Genomic DNA, 17,250 nt, shown 5'->3' on the forward strand with positions numbered 1-17,250 from the left:
GCGTGCGCGCGCTCGCGATGGCGCTGGCCGTCGCGCTCGTCGGACCCCGGACGGCGTCGGCGCAGGGGACGACGGTCACCGTACCGGTGCCGGCCACGCAGGCGGGCCGCGGCGCGGGCGATCGCGCGGACGCGGCGGCCGACGAGGACGGACGCGCGAGCGGTCGCCTGACGGAGGCCGCGCTCGCGGGCGCCGCGAGCGCCGTGGGTGCGGCGGCGCCGGGGCCGCCGGAGCCCACGCCCGCCGACGTGCAGGCTGCCGCCGGGATGCGCGTCTACCTGATGACGATCGGGCAGGGTGACGTCGTGTGGGAGCGCTTCGGGCACAACGCGCTCTGGATCCAGGACCCCGCGCGCGGCACCGACGTCGCGTACAACTGGGGGATGTTCGACTTCGCGCAGCCGAACTTCCTCGGCCGCTTCCTCACCGGCGACACGAAGTACTGGATGGAGGGGTTCGACGCGCGCGCGATGGTGGACCACTATGCGCGCAACGAGAACCGCACCGTGGTCGCGCAGGAGCTGAACCTGACGGCCGAGCAGAAGGCGCGGCTGCGCGCGTACGTCGAGTGGAACGCGCGCGAGGCGAACAAGTTCTATCGCTACGACTACTATCGCGACAACTGCTCGACGCGCGTGCGCGACGCGATCGACCTCGCCGTCGGCGGCGCGCTGCGTCGCGCCATCGGCGGCGCGCCGACGGGCACGTCGTACCGCTCCCACACGCGTCGCCTGGTCGCCGGCAGCGCCGCGACGTACACCGGCATCCAGCTCGCGCTCGGCCGCCCCGCCGACGCGCCGATCGACGCGTGGGAGGAGAGCTTCGTCCCGATGCGCCTGATGGAGCACGTGCGCCGCGTGCGCGTGCCGACGGCTGGCGGCGCGCCGCAGCCGCTCGTGCTGCGCACCGACACGCTCTACGCCGCGCGTCGCGAGGCGGAGCTGGCATCGGCGCCGAGCTACGTCATCGGCTACGCGCTCGCGGGGCTCGCGATCGGCGCGCTGCTGCTGGTGCTCGGTCGCGCGGGCGCGGCGGGCCGCCGCGGCGCGGACGCGGGCTTCGGGGTGGTCGCGGGGCTGTGGACGCTGATCGTAGGGCTCGCGGGGACCGCGCTGCTGCTCGCCGGCACGGTGACGAAGCACGTCTTCATGGGCCGCAACGGGAACCTGCTCGCGGTCAGCCCGCTGGGGCTCGTGCTCTTCATCGTGCTGCTGCTCGCGGTCGGGTACCGGCAGCCCGCGCCGCGCATGCGGTGGCGCGGCCGCGCGGCGAAGCTCGCCGCGCTGCTGGCGGTGCTCACCGTCCTCGGCGCGATCATCACGCTGCTGCCGCGCGTGGGCCAGGAGAGCACGGAGCTGTTCGCGCTGCTGGTGCCGGTGCACCTCGCGCTCTGGTGGGCGCTGCGCCCGGCGACCGGCGTCACACGGCCGCGCTCCGCCGCATAGTTGCGCGCGCGGCGCGTCGGGCGTCCGCCCGACGTGACCGCACCACCCACCGAACCGCGGCGCAGACGGCGAGATCCAGCCCGTCGCGCCGCCAGGCCGCCCGCGCCGAAGGCCGCGCCTCGCACGCGTCTCTCCGCAGATGACGCGCGGGACGTGGGCCTAGCGCTATTGGCCGCTGCGGTGTTCGCGGTCGCGTTCCCGCCGTTCGACTGGCTCTGGCCGGCGATCGCCGCGCCGGCCATCGTCGCGGTGCTCGTCGCGAAGGCCGCCGAGCGCGATGCGCCGCGCCGCGCGGTGGCGCTCGCCGCGCTGTTCGCGACCGTCGGATACGGTGCGAACCTGCTCTGGCTGTGGCGCGGGCTCGCGCTCGTCACGTGGTGGGCACCGGTGGGCTTCGTGTTCGCCGCGCTCTGGCACGGCCTGCTGTTCGGCGCCGTCGTCGGCGGCGGGGGCGCGCTGCTGCACCGGCGCTGGCGCGTGCCGCCCGTCGGCTGGCTCCCCGTGTGCTGGATCGCATGGGAGACGCTGCTGGCGCATTTCGGCGCGCTGCGCTTCCCGTGGCTGCCGCTCGGACTGGCGACCGCCGCGTGGCCCACCCTGGTGCAGGCGGCCGAGCTCGCGGGCGTGAGCGGCCTGAGCGCCGTGCTCGTGCTGTGCGCGGCGCTGCTCGCGTCGGCGTGGCGGCATCGCGGCCAACGTGTGCGCGGCGCCGTGCACGCGGCGCTGGCCGTCGGCGTGCTCGGCGCGCTGGCGGGCTACGGCGCGTGGCGCGCCCCGCGCATCCCGCTGCGTCCACTCGGCCGCGTCGCGGTCGTGCAGCAGAACATGCCGCAGGCGCTGAAGATCCGCGGCGGCGCCGAGGCGCAGTACGTCGGCGTGCTGACGGCGATGACGCGCGACCTCGCGACGCGGCGCGACGCCCGCCCGCTCGGCCTCGTGCTCTGGCCCGAGACCGCGATGGACGGCTTCCTGGCGGAGCATCCGGAGTGGCGCGACTCGCTCGCGGTGGCGGCACGCGTGGCGCGCGCGCCCGTGCTCGCGGGCCTCGTCGACCTGGAAGTCATCGGCGACGGCCGCTTCCGCATGTACAACGCGGCGACGCTCGTGCGGGCCGATGGAACGCCCGCGCCGGGCGCACCGTACCGCAAGCAGCACCTCGTGCCGATGCTGGAGCGCGTGCCGCTGCTCGCCGACGCGTCCGACGCGCTGTACGGCGCGGGCTCGGGCCTCGGCGGCTTCTCGCGCGGCGCGGATGCGCGACCCATCACCATCGCGGCGGGGCGCGTGGGCGCGCTGATCTGCTTCGAGTCCGTGATCCCCGAGGCGGCGCGCCGCGCGCGCGCGGCCGGCGCCGACCTGCTGGCCGTGCTGACGAACGACGCGTGGTTCGGCGTCAGCGCGGCGCCGCACCAGCATGCGGCGCACGCGGTGCTGCGCGCGGTGGAGACGCGCGCCGCGGTCGTGCAGGCGGCGAACTCGGGACCGAGCCTGGTCGTCGACGCGCGCGGTCGCATGTCGCGCGCGACGCCGCTGCTCGCGACGGCGACGCCGGTGTTCGACGTGGCGACCAGCGACGTCCGCACGCCGTGGGTGCGCTACGGCGACTGGCTCGGCGCCAGCTCTGCGCTGCTGCTCGCGCTGGCGGTGGCCGAGCGGCTCGTGGCGCGGATGGGGCGCTCGGCGGCGAACCCTGAATGACGACGCGGGCGGCGCGCCCGTGAGAGCGTGCCGCCCGCGTCGCGACCTCAGCTCCGGTGCCCGTCAGCTCGCGCGGCGCCGGCGCAGCGCGGAGGTCCCGGCGAGCACCAGCAGGCCCGTGCCCATGAGCGCGTAGGTCGCCGGCTCCGGCACCGTCGACGCGGTCGTCACGGCGGCGACGTCGATCCCTGTCACGACGGTCGGGCGCGCATCGGTCGTGATCGTCACCTGATTGATCGTCGACGACGAGAGGATGCCGTCGCGCAGCACGACGCCGAAGAAGCCCGTCTGCTCGCCGCCGAGCTGATACTGGACCGTCCGGCCGGCGGACGGCGTGCCGTCGCTCGCCGACTCCTCGGTGGCGCCGAACGGGAACGGGTCGTTGAAGCTCACGGTGACCGTGGCCGCGCCCGGGTTGTCGGCGCCGAGGAAGGAGAGGCCGAAGCCGAGCGCCGCAGCGCCCGGGGCGAAGCTGAACGCGTTGCCGCCTTCCGTCTGGTGGAGGAAGAGCGCCGGCGCGCTGCCGAACGTGCCGAGCTCCATGAAGGCGTTCGTCGACACGCCCACGCCGCCGATGCTCGACGGGTTGCTCGCGCCGCCGATGTTCGCCTGCGTGTTCGTGTAGCCGCTGGCGCTCACCTGCGCCAGGTACTTCGCGCGGTCGGTGAACGTCGTGAAGTACGAGCTGGCCTGTGCGGACGACGGCGCGACAGCGAGCAGCGCGACGACGGTGGCGATCGGCGAGACGCGGGCGAGGACGGCGGAGAGCAGACGCATCGTGGCGGTGCGGGAGGGAGGGCGCAGCGGGGTCGGCGCGGTGGGAGGGCAGGTGACGTGCCCAACCGTTCATGTTCGCCGTGCGGCGCGCCAAGCCGAGTGCGAGCAACGACTTGCCGGCACGGAGCGGCCGCTCGTGCACGCGCACGAGGGCGCATGAGGCAAGCGCGGCGTCGGACGAACGCCGCACTCTGTGGCCGTCGCGCGACACCGCGCCGACTGCCAGCGCGCGCGCCCACGCGCTAGTTTCGCGGCGATCGCCGACGGCGCGTGACGCGCCGCGCCGTGCACCTTCGACACGCGCCCTTCCTCATGTCCGGACTCTCCGTCGGCGTCGACGTGGGCGGGACGTTCACCGACCTCGCCGCCATCGCGCCGGACGGCGGCGTGCGCATCACCAAGGTGCTGACGCAGCCGTGCGACCAGAGCGGCGGCGTGATGGACGCGCTGGCCGCGCTCGGCGAGCCGGGTGCGCGCGTGCAGCGGCTGGTGCACGGCACGACCGCCGTCACGAACCTGCTGCTGGAGCGCACCGGCGCGCGCGTGGCGCTGTGCGCGACGGCGGGCCACACGGACGTGCTGCACCTGCGGCGGCAGGACCGCGCCGCGCTCTACGATCTCTCGGCGCACCATCCGGCGCCGCTGGTGGAGCGCGCGCACGCGGTGGCGGTGCCCGAGCGCATGGGGCCCGACGGCGTCGTGCGCGCGCTGGAGCTGGACGCGATCGCGGAGGTGGTGGAGGCGGTACGCGCGCTGGCGCCCGAGGCGGTCGCCGTCTCGCTGCTGCACGCGTACGCGCACGACGCCCACGAGCGTGCGCTGGCCGACGCGCTGGAGGCCGCGCTGCCGGACGTGGACGTCGTGCGGTCGAGCGTCTTGCATCCCGAGATCCGCGAGTACGAGCGCACGTCGACGACGGTGGCCGAGGCGTACGCGCGTCCGCGCGTGCGGCGCTATCTCGAGCGGCTGGGACAGCGCCTCACGGAGGGCGGCTTTCCCGCGCCCGGGGTGATGACGTCGGGCGGCGGCGTCCGCGCCGCGCACGAGGCCTCGCGCTCCGCGGCGGCACTCGCGCTCAGCGGCCCCGCGGGCGGCGTGGTGGGCGCGGCCGCCGTGCTGCGCGCGCTCGACCTGCCGCTCGGCCTCACGATCGACATCGGCGGCACGAGCGCGGACGTCGGCCTGGTGATGGACGGCGAGGCGCTGGTGGAGAGCGGCGGCGAGGTCGCGGGCGTGCCGATCGCGCTGCCGCGCGTGCTCGTCGAGACGGTGTCCGCGGGCGGGGGCAGCATCGGCTGGGTGGACGATGCGGGCGCGCTGCGCGTGGGGCCGCGCAGCGCGGGCGCGGAGCCCGGGCCGGCGGCGTTCGGACGCGGCGGCACACAGGCCACCGTGACCGACGCGCACCTCCTGCTCGGCCACCTCGGCGCGGTGCGGCTGAGCGGCGGCGTGCATCTGGACGTTGGCGCTGCCACGACCGCACTGCGCGCGCTGGCCGAGCGACTCGGGCAGGCGGCCGACGGCGCGGCGCGCGTCGCGCGCGCGATGCTCGCTGCCGCCGACGCGGCGATGGCGCGCGCGCTGCGGCGCGTGAGCGTGGAGCGCGGGCTCGATCCGCGTGGCATGGTGCTGGTCGCGTTCGGCGGCGGCGGGCCGCTGCACGCGTGCGCGCTGGCGGAACGGCTAGGGATGCGCCGCGTGCTCGTGCCGCCGCACGCGGGCGTGCTGAGCGCGGTCGGTCTCGCGTCCGCGCCCGAGCGGCGCGAGGCGCTGACGAGCGTGATGCGCGACGCCGCGACGCTCGACGGCGCGGCGATGGCCGCGCTGGTGGGCGAGCTGACCGCGCGCGCCGGAGCGGGCGCCGAGCATCGCACGTGGGCGCGCGCGCGGTACGCGGGGCAGGGGCACGAGCTGGAGATCCCGGTGCAGGCGGGCGACGACGGCGCGGCGCTCGCCGCGCGCTTCTCCGAGGCGCACGCGCGGCGCGTCGGCTTCACGCTGCCGCGCGCCGTGGAGATCGTGAGCGCGCGCCACGCGGCGTCGACGGTGGGGCCCGCGGCGCGATTCGCGCGCACGGACGCGACGGCGACGGAGAGCGTGCAGCGCGCCGACGGCGCCGCGGTGATCGTCGATGCGGGCGGCCCGGTTCCCGCGCTCGTGCGCGGCCCGGCGACGATCGTGCTCCCGGACGCGACGGCGCTCGTGCCGGCCGGCTGGACAGCGCGCGCGCTCGACGTGGGCGGCTGGATGGTGGAGGCCGAATGACGACGCGACGCGAGGAGCCGCGCGTGACGCTGCCGCGCGAGGGGGCGGCGACGATCGACGCGCTGGAGCTGACGGTGTGGGCGCACGCGGTCGCGATGATCGCGGAGGAGATGGGGAGCGTGCTGGTGCGCGGCGCCATCTCGCCCAACATCCGCGAGCGGCGCGACGCGTCGTCGGCGCTGTTCGACGCGGCCGGGCAGATGGTGGCGCAGGCGGCGCACATCCCCGTGCACCTGGGCGCGATGCCCGATGCCGTGCGCGCGGTGCTGGCGCGCGGTCCGCGCGCGGGTGACGTCTTCCTGCTCAACGATCCGTTCCGGGGCGGCTCGCACCTGCCCGACCTGACGCTCGTCGAGGCGATCGGCGATCCGGACGACGCGGCGCGCATCATCGGCTACGCGGCCGTGCGCGCGCACCACGCCGACGTCGGCGGGATGAGCCCCGGCAGCATGCCGCAGGGCGCGACGGAGCTGGTGCAGGAAGGCCTCGTCGTGCCGCCCGTGCGCCTGGTGCGCGCCGATGGCGACGGCGGCGCCGCGATCGACGACGACCTGCTCTCGCTGGTGCTCGCCAATGTCCGCACGCCCCAGGAAAGGCTGGGCGACCTGCGCGCGCAGCTCGCGGCGTGCGCCGCGGGGCGAGACGGCTGGCGCGCGCTCTGGCGGCGCGAGGGGGCGGCGCGCGTCACCGCCGCCGTGGACGCGCTGCTGTCGTACGCCGAGCGGCGCGCGATCGCGCGGCTCGCGTCGCACGAGGGCGCGGTGGGGCGCGCGGCCGACGCGCTGGAGGGCGACGGCGTCTCCGACGCGGAAGTGCCCGTGCGCGCGGCGGTGCGCGTCGTGGACGGGCGGCTGCGCGTCGACCTCGCGGGCACCGCGGCGCAGGTGCGCGGCAACGTCAACTGCCCGCGCGGCGTGGCGATGGCGGCGGCGGTGTTCGTGCTGCGCACGCTGCTTGACGACGACGTGCCGACGAACGACGGCATCGCGCGCGCGATCGTGCTCGACGTCCCCGAAGGGAGCGCCGCCAACGCGCGCTGGCCGGCCGCGGTGGCGGCGGGCAACGTCGAGATGTCGCAGCGCCTCGCCGACACGATCTTCGCGGCGCTCGCCGACGCGGGGCTCGCGGTGCCCGCGCAGGGGCAGGGCACGATGAACAACGTCACGTTCGGCGGCACCGACGCCCACGGGCGTGCGTGGACGTTCTACGAGACGCTCGGCGGCGGCCAGGGCGCGAGCGCGCGCGGGCCAGGGCCGAGCGGCGTGCACGTGGGCATGAGCAACACGCGCAACACGCCGGTCGAGTCGCTAGAGGTCGCGTACCCGCTCCGCATCGAGACGTACGCGCTGCGCGGCGGCTCCGGCGGCGTGGGCGCGCACGCCGGCGGCGAGGGCGTGGTGCGCGCCTACCAGGCGCTGGTCCCGTGCACCGCGACGCTGCTCACGGAGCGGCGCGCACGCGCGCCGCAGGGCGCGGCCGGCGGCGAACCGGGCGCCCCGGGCGCGAACCGCCTCGACGATCAGGCGCTGCCCGCGAAGTGTCGCGTCCCGCTGGTGGCGGGGCAGGTGCTCCGCGTCGAGACGCCCGGTGGCGGCGGATGGGGCCCGGCATCCCCCGGGTAACCTGACCCACGCCCCGGGTGCGGCGGCCACGCATCATGTGGCCGCCGCGCGGCAAGGCCCTGCCGCAGCACGCGTTGCGAAAGGTGGGGGGTGACGAGCGCGGCCGCTGGACGTCATTATGGTCTCGCGGCTGACGGCGCGTTCATCTGAGCGTGCCGGCCGCGACGCGCGTCCCGCCGTCGAGGGCGAGCGCGCGACTCCGATCCCTTTCTCGCGGAGCTGTACGGCATGCGCGCTCGCATCGCGGCGGCACTCTCGCTCTTCACGCTGGTCCTCGCGGGCTGCGGCGCCGATCCGACGGCGACCGGCCCCTCAGCCGTCGACGCCCCGACGAAGGTCGCGGTGCGCATCGTCGCCGGCGACGTGCAGGTGGGCGAGGGCGGCAAGGAGCTCGCCGAGCCGCTGCGCGTCCAGGTGCTGGACCAGGCCAACCGGCCGGTCCCGAACTACGTGGTGAACTTCCGCGTCGTCAACGGCGGCGGCTCGGTGTACGCGGGCGCCGCGATGACCGACGCCAACGGCCGCGCGGCCGACTACTGGACGCTCGGTCCCGTGAGCGCGGACACGCAGCGCGTCGAGGTGCGGGCGGTCGATCCCGCGACCGGCGCGCGGCTCGTCTACGCGACGTTCCGCGCCGTCGCGGTGGCGGCGAACGCGCCGGTGCCCGTGGGTTCCGACACGCTGCGCATCGTCCTGACCTGGACGCGCGGCCCGAACGACCTCGACGCGGTGCTCGAGGGGCCGACTGTCGAGGGCACGCGCTTCGAGATCAGCTCGGCCACCTTCGGCAACTGCAACGTGCAGCCGTTCGTCTGCAAGGACCGCGACGACACCGCGACGCCGGGCACCGAGACGATCACGCTCGTGCGGCAGATCGCGGGCACGTACAAGTACCACGTCCTGAACTACACGAACGAGATCGCGATCGACCCCGCGGCGACCAAGGTCGAGGTGTTCTCGCGCGGCCGGCTGCTGCGCACGATCGCGCCGCCGCCGGTGACCGGCCGCGTGTGGACGGTGTTCGAGATGTCGAACGGCGAGCTGACGATCCCGCAGACCTCGACGCCGTCGTCGGGCGTCGCGAGCGTGACGGTCACGCCGTCGCCGTCGAGCATGGTGGTGAACGCGACGCAGCGCTTCGCCGCCGAGCTGCGCGACGCGAGCGGGCGCGTGCTCGAGGGGCGCACGGTGACGTGGAGCTCCAGCGCGTCCTCGGTGCTCACGATCGACGCGACGGGCCTCGCGCGCGCCGTCGCCGCCGGCACCGCCGAGGTGACCGCGACCAGCGAGGGCCGCACGGGCACCGCGACGGTGCGCGTGGTCGCGGGCGGCTCGCGCTTCCTGTCGATCATCACCGAGAACCCGACCAGCACCACGGTCGGCGCGCGCGCCGTGATGCGCGCCCGTGTCACCGACGGCACGAACCCTGTGCCCGGCGCGACCGTGCAGTGGATCCAGGAAGGCTTCCTGCCGCTGACGACGACGACCGACGGGTCGGGCGAGGCGGGCATCGTGCTGCCGACCGACCGCGCGGGCACGTTCAGCGGCCGCGCGCAGCTGATGAGCGGCACGACGACGGAGCGCACCGCGACGTACGCGTACACGGTGAACCCGGCGTCGGCGTCGAACGACCGCTACGGCGTCGACGTGCGCTTCGTCGGCAGCGTGCCCACGAGCGTGCGCACGGCGGCCACGCTCGCGGCCGAGCGCATCGGCCGCATCATCACGAAGGGCGTGGGCGCGCTGACGCTCGCCGCGCAGGACATGTCGTCGTGCGGCTCGTGGGTGCCGACGCCCTACAGCGGCCCGGTGAACAGCCACCTGATGTTCGTCACCGCGCGCAGCATCGACGGGCCGGGCGGCACGCTGGCGCAGGCCGGTCCGTGCCTCATGTCGACGACCGGGCTCGCGGTGATCTCGTCGGTCGAGTACGACATCGCCGACGCCGGGATGCCGCAGTCGGAGCTGAACGCGATCGTGCTGCACGAGGCGCTGCACACCGTCGGCGTGGGCACGTTCGACCGCTGGAGCAACCTGCTGGTGGGCGCGGGCGGCAGCGCGCCGATCTTCTCGGGCGCGCGCGCGAACGTGTCGTGGCGCGCGCTGGGCGGCTCGCGCTTCGCCTTCGCCGGCGTGCCGGTGGAGAGCGGCGGCGGCGAGGGCACCGCGGGCGGCCACTGGAGCGAGGACGTGCTGGGCGTCGAGCTGATGACGGGCTACCACAACTCGGGCCGTCCGACGCCGCTCAGCCAGCTGACGATCGCGGCGCTGGAGGACCTGGGCTACCAGGTGGACATGACCGCGGCCGAGCCGTTCACGCTCGGCGGCGGCCTGGCGCTCGACCGGCTGCCGGACGCGACGCCGCGTCGCACGAATTTCGAGGTGCTGCGCCGGCCGCGCATGATCCCCGACCGCACGCTCGGCCTGCCGCGCCTCACGCGCCGCGGCTGATCGCCGCGACCGGCGGGCGGCGCGCGCTCAGTCGTCGCGCGCCGCCGGCTCGTCGGGCATCCGGTGCTCGTCGGTGCGCGTGAGGCGCAGCGCCAGCTCGCGCAGGCTGCGGTGGTCGGCCTCGGACAGCGCGCGGTGCAGCGCCTGCCCGAAGCGCGGGATCGGCGCGACGACGGGTTCGGCGGCGATCAGCGACGACGGGGACACACGACCTCCGGCACGGGGTGAGGTCCTGCATTACGGCTCGTTCACGTAATGATGCACCCAGTCGACGCCGGATGCCATGGGCCGGCGGGTCCGGTGCCTCGCGCTCAGAGCGTCTGGACCAGCCCCTCCGACGCCATCACCACCTCGGGGGCGCCGCGGGCCGCGCGCCCCATCGCCTGCGCCAGCGTCGAGAGCCGGTCGAGCGCCGCGTCGTCGCGCTCCGGGTGGTGGTGGAAGAGCGTCAGGCGCGGCACCTCCGCGTCGGCCGCCAGGCGCACCGCCTCCGCGTACGTCGAGTGCCCCCACCCGCGGTGGTTCGGCAGCTCGCTCGGGAGGTACGTCGCGTCGTGGATCAGCAGCGACGCGCCCGCGATCGCGTCGAGGAGCGCGCGCCGCCGTCCGCACTCGCCCTCCGCGGCCGCGAGCTCGTTGTCGGGCAGGTAGACGGCCGCCCGCCCGGAGGCCGGGTCCTCGAGGCGGAAGCCGGCCGCACCTCCCGGGTGCAGCGCCTCGATCGCGCGCACGCGCAGCCCCGCGATCGTGACCGGCGTGCCGTCGGCCGGCAGCGGCGCGAACGTCACACGCGCGGGCCGCTCGAACAGCGGCACCGGGAAGAGCGGCGGCGACGCCAGCGCGAGCGCCGCCGCGCGCACCGCGTCGAGCACGTGCGCCGCGACGTGCACCGTGACCTGCGCGCCCGTCACGTCGAGCGCCGTGAGGAAGGGGAGGCCGAGCAGGTGGTCCGCGTGCGCGTGCGTGACCAGCACGTCGAGCGGGTCGGCGAGGCCGCCGTTGGCCCGGCTCGCTTCCCCGAGCGGGCGCAGGCCCGTGCCCGCGTCGAGCACGAGTCGGCCGCCGGCGTGCGTCACCTCGACGCACGGGGTGTTGCCGCCGTAGCGCAGCGTCGCGGGTCCCGGCGTCGCGATGCTGCCGCGCACGCCCCAGTAGCGGAGCGTGAGGCTCATGCGCGCGGGCCCGCGGTCAGAGCCCGTCCGCCGCGGCGGACGACGAGCGCGTCCCGCCCGAGTCCGCGCCGCGCTCGGTGCCGCTGTCCGTGCCGGACTCCTCGCCGCCCTCGCCGCCGTCCTCGGCGGCGAGGCCCTCGTCGCCGCGGCCGTCCTCGCGTGCGCCGCGCGCGGCGGCGCCGCGCGAGCCCGCACCGGGCGCGGCGCGCCGCTCCAGTCCCGCGGCGTCCACGATCTCGATGGCGCGGCGCTGCACCGTCACCAGGCCGCCCTCCTGCAGCTCCTTCATCGCGCGCGACACGGTCTCGCGGCTGGCGCCGATCATCTGCGCCATCGTCTCGTGCGTGGGCGCCTTCTCGATGCGCGGCGGCGTGCCGGTCGCGCGGTCGAGGATGAGGCGCGCGACGCGCCCCGGCACGTCCAGCAGCACGAGGCCCGTGATCTTCGCGTCGGCCAGGCGCAGGCGGCGCGACAGCTCCTCGAGCAGCGCCCACGCGACGCGCGGCATCTGCTCCACCTGGCGGCGGAACTCGTCGCGGCGCAGCACGAGCAGCACGGTGGGCTCCATCGCGACGACGTGCGCGGAGCGCGGCTGGCCGTCGATCAGCGCGAGCTCGCCGAAGTGGTCGCCCTGCCCGAGCGTGCCGAGGATCACCTCGCGCCCGTCCTGGCCGACGACGGCGACCTTCACGGCGCCGGAGCGCACGACGTAGAGCGCATCTCCCGGGTCGCCCTGCCGGACGATCAGCGCGCCGCGCGGGTAGCGCTGCTCGCGGACGAGGGCGGCGAAGCCGCGGCGCTCGTCCGGCGTCAGGCGCTGGAAGAGCGGAACGTAGCCGAGGAACTCGGTGACGCGTGGTAGGTGCATAGTGCGGTACGCTGCGGCGTGGACCCGGGCCCCGTCAACCCCGCGCGGCATGGCAAGCCGCGCGCCGCCTGGAGCACACGCATGGTTGCCGCGCTTTGTTCGGGTGCCGGTGGCGGCTAGATTGGGCGCGATGTCCCGCCACCCTGCCGCCCTGCCGTCGCTCGCGACGACCACCGTCCCGCGCGCGTGAGCACTCCGTCCGCGGGGCTCCCGATGCTGCGCGAGCGGCTGGCGGAGGCGGTGGCGCGCGCCGACGAGGTGGAGCTCGCGCTGGGCGATCCGGACGTCGCGCGCGACGCGAAGCGCCTCGCGGAGCTGGGGCGCGAGCACCATCGCCTGTCGGCGGTCGTGGACGTGGGCCGCCGCCTGGAGCGCGCGGAGCGCGAGCTCGCCGAAGCGCGCGAGCTGGCCGACGTCGACGACGCGGAGCTGGCCGCGGAGGCGCGCGCGGAGACGACGCGTCTCGAGGCGGAGATCGCGGCGCTGGAGCAGGCCTTGAAGCCGCTGCTGATCCCACGCGATCCGCTCGACGACCGGCCCGCGATCGTGGAGATCCGCGCCGGCACCGGCGGCGACGAGGCGGCGCTGTTCGCCGCGGACCTGGTGCGCATGTACACGCGCTTCATCGAGCGGCGCGGCTGGCGCATCGAGCCGATCGCGTGGTCCGACGGCACGCTCGGCGGCGTGAAGGAGTCGGTGTTCAAGGTGCTCGGCGACGGCGCGTACGGGATGCTCAAGTGGGAGAGCGGCGTGCACCGCGTGCAGCGCGTGCCCGCGACCGAGGCGCAGGGCCGCATCCACACGTCGGCGGCCACGGTCGCCGTGCTCCCCGAGGCCGAGGAGATCGATCTCAAGATCGATCCGAACGACCTGCGCATCGACGTCTTCCGCTCGTCGGGGCCGGGTGGCCAGAGCGTGAACACGACCGACAGCGCGGTGCGCATCACGCACCTGCCGAGCGGCATCGTCGTCAGCCAGCAGGACCAGAAGTCGCAGCTGCAGAACAAGCTGAAGGCGATGGAGGTGCTGCGCGCGCGGCTGCTGGACCGCATGCTGGCGGAGCGCGACGCGGAGCGCGCGCGCATGCGCAAGACGCAGGTCGGCACGGGCGACCGCTCGGCGAAGATCCGCACGTACAACTTCCCGCAGAGCCGCGTCACGGACCATCGCATCGGGCTGACGCTGCACGACATCGCGCGCGTGCTCGACGGCGACCTGGCGCCGCTGGTGGACGCGCTGGCGCTGGCGGACGTCGAGGAGCGGCTCGCGAATGAGTGAGCGCGCGAGCGATCCTGACGCGACGGCGGTCGACGCCCCCGCCACGGTCGGCGCGCTCGTGCACGCGCTGGCCGCGCTGCTGACCGACGCGCACGTGCCCCAGGCGCGCGCCGAGGCGCGCGATCTCGTCGCGGCGCTGCTCGACCAGCCGCGCTTCTGGCCCAGCCTGCATCGCGACGAGCCGGTGGACGAGGCGTTCGTCGCGCAGGCGCGACGCGCGGCGGCGACGCGCGCGCGCGGCGCGCCGTTCGCGTACGCGGTGGGCCGCGCCGCGTTCCGGCACCTCACGCTCGACGTCGACGAGCGCGTGCTGATCCCGCGGCAGGAGACCGAGGTGCTGGTGGACGAGGTGCTCGCGCGCCTCGCCGGCCGCAGCGGCGGCACGATCGTGGACGTCGGCACGGGCTCGGGCGCGATCGCGCTCGCGCTGGCGTGCGAGGGCCGACCCGATCGCGTGATCGCCACCGACGTCTCGCTCGACGCGCTGGCGGTCGCGGGGCGCAACGTCGCGCTGCTGCGCACCGCGCTCTGCGCGCCGGTGGAGCTGCGTCACGGCTCGCTGCTCGCCCCCGTGCAGGACCTCGGCGCGGGCGCGCTGCGCGCGGTCGTCTCCAATCCGCCCTACATCGCGTTCGCCGAGGCCGAGCAGCTGCCGCCGAGCGTGCGCGACTGGGAGCCCGCGCTCGCGCTGTACGCCGGGAACGAGGGCATGGCGTGCATCGCCGCCATCGTGCGCGACGCGGCCCCGCTGCTGGAGCCGGACGGCGTGCTCGCGCTGGAGGTGGACGCGCGCCGCGCCGCGCTCGCGGCGGAGCTGGCGGCCAGCGACGGCCGCTACACCGACGTCGCCGTGCGCCTCGACCTCGCGGGCCGCGAGCGCTTCGTGCTCGCCACCCGCCGCTGACCGTCGCAAGACGCCGCACCGCAGCTGCACCCCACACCCAGCCCCGCGCATGCTACAGGACAAGGCGACCGAGCTTGGCCGACTGATCGGCCAGAGCGACGAGTACAAGACGGTGAAGCGCACGAGCGACGCGCTGAACGGCGACCGCGAGGCGGTGGACGTCATCCGCCGGCTGGAAGGGCTCCGTCAGGAAGCGCAGGCGATGATCTCGCGCGGCGAGAACCCGACGGCCGAAATGGAGCAGCAGCTCGACGCGCTGCTGGAGCAGGTGCAGGGCAACGCGACGTACCAGCGCGCGATCGCGGCGCAGGACAACTTCGACAAGCTGATGCTGCGCGTGAACGAGTGGATCTCGGAAGGGATCCGGAAGGGCGCGCAGAGCTCGATCATCACGCTCGGCTGACGCACGTGGCCGACCGCGGCTTCCTCCTCGTGCTCGAAGGGCCCGAGGGGGTGGGTAAGACGACGCAGGTGCAGGCGCTGGTCGCGCGGCTGCAGCGTGGCGACGCGCCAGTGCATGCGTTCCGCGAGCCCGGCGGCACGCCGCTCGGCGACGAGATCCGCGCGCTCGTGCTGTCGCAGCAGCACATGGCCGTGGCGCCGCGCGCCGAGGCGCTGCTCTTCATGGCGGCGCGCGCGCAGCTCGTGGTGCACCTGCAGGCGTTGCTCGCGGAGGGCGCGATCGTGATCCTCGACCGCTTCTTCCTCTCGACGTACGCCTACCAGATCGTGGGGCGCGGACTGCCCGAGCAGGAGGTGCGGACGGCCAACGCGCTGGCGGTCGGCGGGCTGCGGCCGGACCTGACGGTGCTGCTCGCGTTCGAGGACGCGGCGATCGCGCGCGCGCGCATGCTCGCGCGCGGCGGTCTGGACCGGATGGAGCAGGAGAGCGCCGATTTTCACGCGCGCGTGACCGACGCCTTCCTGGCGGCGGCGGACCCGACGTGGCAGCATCAGCACCCGGAGGTCGGCCCGGTCGCCCGCATCGACGCCGACGGCCCGCCCGACGTCGTGACGGGCCGGATCCTCGCCGCCCTCGAGACCCGGTGGCCTGAAACATTCCGCGGGCTGACCGAGTCTCAGTAGGGCGCGTCGCCCCGGCGCGCCCTTCCACCCGAGTTCTGCGTCGCATGCGTTCCAAGGCGGTCGTGGTGATGGCGTCGCTCAGCGCCGTCCTGGTCACCGGTGGGTGGATGGTCGGGCGTGGCCTGGAAGGCCAGCGCGCCGCCGCCACGCCGACGAATGGCGCGCGCCTCTTCGACGAGGTCGTGTCGCACGTCCGCCGCTTCTACGTCGATTCGCTGGCCGGCGACTCGCTGTACGCGAAGGCGCTCACGGGCATGGTCCGCGAGCTGGGCGACCCGCACAGCGCCGTGCTCTCGCGCGAGCGCCTCAGCCGCCTCTCCGAGACGACGTCGGGCAACTACGCGGGCGTGGGGCTGCGCGTGGTGGCGCGCGACGGCTGGCTCACGGTCGTCGACGCGCTTCCGGGCGGGCCGGCCGAGCGTGCGGGCATCCGCACCGGCGACCGCCTGGTCGAGATCGAGGGCGAGTCCACCAAGGGCTGGACGCAGGACGAGGGCACGCGTCGCATGCGCGGCGAGCCCGCGACGCGCATCGCGTTCCTGGTCGAGCGTCCCGGCGTCGAGGGGCGCATCCCGTTCCGGCTGACGCGCGACGCCGTGCACGTCCGCGCGGTGCGCCGCGTGGCGCTCTTGCGCGACGGCGTCGGCTACCTCGACGTGACGGCCTTCTCGGGCGCGACCGCCGAAGAGGTCCGGCAGGGTGTGGACTCGCTGCGCGCGCTCGGCGCGCGGTCGGTGCTGCTCGACCTGCGCTCCAACCCGGGCGGGCTGCTGGACCAGGGCGTGAGCGTCGCGGACCTGTTCCTCGAGCGCGGCGCCGAGATCGTGCGCATCAAGGGCCGCACGGCCGACGCGAACCACACCTTCCTCGACCAGTCGGCGCAGCGGTGGGCCGGCCTGCCGCTCGTCGTGCTGGTGAACGAGGGGAGCGCGAGCGCCGCCGAGATCGTCGCGGGCGCGCTGCAGGACCATGACCGCGCGCTGGTGGTGGGCTCGCCGACGTACGGGAAGGGGAGCGCGCAGAGCGTCTTCCCGCTCCCCGACGGCGGCGCGGTGAAGCTCACGACGGCGCTCTGGTACACGCCCGCGGGCCGCTCCATCAACCGCCCCATCGAGGCGGCGGGCGACGACGACGAGGCGCTGGACGACGACGGCGCGACGCCGACCGACAGCACCAAGCGCGAGACGTTCCGCACGGACGCGGGCCGCACGGTCTACGGCGGCGGCGGCATCACGCCCGACGTGCAGGCCGGCGACACCGCCGCGCCGCCCGCGGAGATGGCCTTCCTGCGCGCGCTCGGCCGGCAGGTGGGTGCGTTCCGCGACGCGCTGACGTCGTACGCGATCTCGCTCAAGAAGAGCGGCGCGCCGACGACGCCGGACTTCCAGGTGACGCCCGAGATGCGCGACGCGCTCTGGCGCGCGATGCTGGCGCGCAACGTGGCGATGGACCGCGGCACGTACGACGCGGCGGCGGCGCTCGTGAACCGCCAGCTCGCCTACGAGATCACGCGCTACAACTTCGACGGCGAGGCCGAGTTCCGGCGTCGCGCGACCGACGACTCCGTGATCCAGCTCGCGCTGCGCCTGGCGAGCGGCGCGAGCACGCAGCGCGAGCTGTTCGCGCGCGCGGCCGGGCTGCCGAAGCCGGCGGCCGACCTGCGGACCGCACGACGCTGACACCC

14 protein-coding genes are annotated in these 17,250 nt (G+C 75.5%); 10 read left to right on the top strand and 4 right to left on the bottom strand.

All coding sequences use genetic code 11. The features are described 5' to 3' along the window. Window positions 1–2: 2 nt before the first annotated feature. On the top strand, window positions 3–1,445 hold the full coding sequence (locus tag rosag_RS14075) for an Lnb N-terminal periplasmic domain-containing protein (RefSeq protein ID WP_284350780.1): 1,443 nt from the start codon (window positions 3–5) through the stop codon (window positions 1,443–1,445). Window positions 1,446–1,625: 180 nt separating this feature from the next. Next, window positions 1,626–3,143 (top strand): apolipoprotein N-acyltransferase, encoded by a 1,518-nt coding sequence (lnt, locus tag rosag_RS14080; protein WP_284350781.1) that lies wholly within the window; start codon window positions 1,626–1,628, stop codon window positions 3,141–3,143. Between the two features lie 63 nt (window positions 3,144–3,206). Here the strand turns inward: lnt and rosag_RS14085 are convergent, their stop codons facing one another. Continuing rightward, window positions 3,207–3,920, bottom strand: a complete 714-nt coding sequence (locus tag rosag_RS14085) for a PEP-CTERM sorting domain-containing protein (protein ID WP_284350782.1) — start codon at window positions 3,918–3,920, stop codon at window positions 3,207–3,209. Window positions 3,921–4,232: 312 nt separating this feature from the next. Between rosag_RS14085 and rosag_RS14090 the strand changes: the two genes are divergently transcribed. The 3 genes from rosag_RS14090 to rosag_RS14100 all read left to right on the top strand — a co-directional run bounded on the left by rosag_RS14090 (window position 4,233) and on the right by rosag_RS14100 (window position 10,258). Continuing rightward, on the top strand, window positions 4,233–6,185 hold the full coding sequence (locus rosag_RS14090; RefSeq protein WP_284350783.1) for a hydantoinase/oxoprolinase family protein: 1,953 nt from the start codon (window positions 4,233–4,235) through the stop codon (window positions 6,183–6,185). After that, complete coding sequence (locus rosag_RS14095; RefSeq protein ID WP_284350784.1) at window positions 6,182–7,807, top strand: hydantoinase B/oxoprolinase family protein; 1,626 nt, start codon at window positions 6,182–6,184, stop codon at window positions 7,805–7,807. Before rosag_RS14090 ends, rosag_RS14095 begins: the two co-directional genes overlap by 4 nt. Before the next feature lie 228 nt (window positions 7,808–8,035). Further along, a complete protein-coding gene (locus tag rosag_RS14100) occupies window positions 8,036–10,258 on the top strand; it encodes an Ig-like domain-containing protein (RefSeq protein WP_284350785.1) in 2,223 nt (740 codons plus the stop codon). Between the two features lie 27 nt (window positions 10,259–10,285). Here the strand turns inward: rosag_RS14100 and rosag_RS14105 are convergent, their stop codons facing one another. The 3 genes from rosag_RS14105 to rosag_RS14115 all read right to left on the bottom strand — a co-directional run bounded on the left by rosag_RS14105 (window position 10,286) and on the right by rosag_RS14115 (window position 12,298). Further along, window positions 10,286–10,465: a hypothetical protein gene (locus rosag_RS14105; protein WP_284350786.1), complete on the bottom strand. Its 180-nt coding sequence runs from the start codon at window positions 10,463–10,465 to the stop codon at window positions 10,286–10,288. 104 nt (window positions 10,466–10,569) lie between these two features. After that, window positions 10,570–11,430, bottom strand: coding sequence for an MBL fold metallo-hydrolase (locus tag rosag_RS14110; protein WP_284350787.1), 861 nt, complete (start codon window positions 11,428–11,430; stop codon window positions 10,570–10,572). A 16-nt stretch (window positions 11,431–11,446) separates the two neighbouring features. Next, window positions 11,447–12,298 carry a Crp/Fnr family transcriptional regulator gene (locus rosag_RS14115; protein WP_284350788.1) on the bottom strand — a complete coding sequence of 284 codons (852 nt, stop codon included), beginning with the start codon at window positions 12,296–12,298 and terminating at the stop codon, window positions 11,447–11,449. Window positions 12,299–12,511: 213 nt separating this feature from the next. Between rosag_RS14115 and prfA the strand changes: the two genes are divergently transcribed. The 5 genes from prfA to rosag_RS14140 are packed head-to-tail and all read left to right on the top strand — an operon-like array spanning window position 12,512 to window position 17,245. Beyond that, on the top strand, window positions 12,512–13,576 hold the full coding sequence (gene prfA / locus rosag_RS14120; RefSeq protein WP_309298184.1) for a peptide chain release factor 1: 1,065 nt from the start codon (window positions 12,512–12,514) through the stop codon (window positions 13,574–13,576). Next, window positions 13,569–14,480, top strand: a complete 912-nt coding sequence (gene prmC / locus rosag_RS14125; protein WP_284350790.1) for a peptide chain release factor N(5)-glutamine methyltransferase — start codon at window positions 13,569–13,571, stop codon at window positions 14,478–14,480. The genes prfA and prmC overlap by 8 nt, the downstream gene beginning before the upstream one ends. 49 nt (window positions 14,481–14,529) lie before the next feature. Continuing rightward, entirely contained in the window at window positions 14,530–14,883 is a 354-nt protein-coding gene (locus tag rosag_RS14130) for a YlbF/YmcA family competence regulator (protein WP_284350791.1), read from the top strand. A 5-nt stretch (window positions 14,884–14,888) separates the two neighbouring features. Then, window positions 14,889–15,566 carry a dTMP kinase gene (gene tmk, locus rosag_RS14135; RefSeq protein ID WP_284350792.1) on the top strand — a complete coding sequence of 226 codons (678 nt, stop codon included), beginning with the start codon at window positions 14,889–14,891 and terminating at the stop codon, window positions 15,564–15,566. Window positions 15,567–15,610: 44 nt separating this feature from the next. After that, window positions 15,611–17,245 (top strand): S41 family peptidase, encoded by a 1,635-nt coding sequence (locus rosag_RS14140; protein WP_284350793.1) that lies wholly within the window; start codon window positions 15,611–15,613, stop codon window positions 17,243–17,245. Window positions 17,246–17,250 lie beyond the last annotated feature (5 nt).

It is taken from the genome of Roseisolibacter agri (assembly GCF_030159095.1).
Lineage (GTDB): Bacteria > Gemmatimonadota > Gemmatimonadetes > Gemmatimonadales > Gemmatimonadaceae > Roseisolibacter > Roseisolibacter agri.

Bases quoted from the DNA above. Each gene is read 5' to 3' on its own strand.
- rosag_RS14140 (WP_284350793.1), top strand. From the start codon at position 15,611: ATGCGTTCCAAGGCGGTCGTGGTGATGGCGTCGCTCAGCGCCGTCCTG.
- rosag_RS14090 (WP_284350783.1), top strand. From the start codon at position 4,233: ATGTCCGGACTCTCCGTCGGCGTCGACGTGGGCGGGACGTTCACCGAC.
- rosag_RS14095 (WP_284350784.1), top strand. From the start codon at position 6,182: ATGACGACGCGACGCGAGGAGCCGCGCGTGACGCTGCCGCGCGAGGGG.
- prmC (WP_284350790.1), top strand. From the start codon at position 13,569: ATGAGTGAGCGCGCGAGCGATCCTGACGCGACGGCGGTCGACGCCCCC.
- rosag_RS14115 (WP_284350788.1), bottom strand. From the start codon at position 12,298: ATGCACCTACCACGCGTCACCGAGTTCCTCGGCTACGTTCCGCTCTTC.
- rosag_RS14130 (WP_284350791.1), top strand. From the start codon at position 14,530: ATGCTACAGGACAAGGCGACCGAGCTTGGCCGACTGATCGGCCAGAGC.
- rosag_RS14110 (WP_284350787.1), bottom strand. From the start codon at position 11,430: ATGAGCCTCACGCTCCGCTACTGGGGCGTGCGCGGCAGCATCGCGACG.
- rosag_RS14100 (WP_284350785.1), top strand. From the start codon at position 8,036: ATGCGCGCTCGCATCGCGGCGGCACTCTCGCTCTTCACGCTGGTCCTC.
- prfA (WP_309298184.1), top strand. From the start codon at position 12,512: ATGCTGCGCGAGCGGCTGGCGGAGGCGGTGGCGCGCGCCGACGAGGTG.
- rosag_RS14085 (WP_284350782.1), bottom strand. From the start codon at position 3,920: ATGCGTCTGCTCTCCGCCGTCCTCGCCCGCGTCTCGCCGATCGCCACC.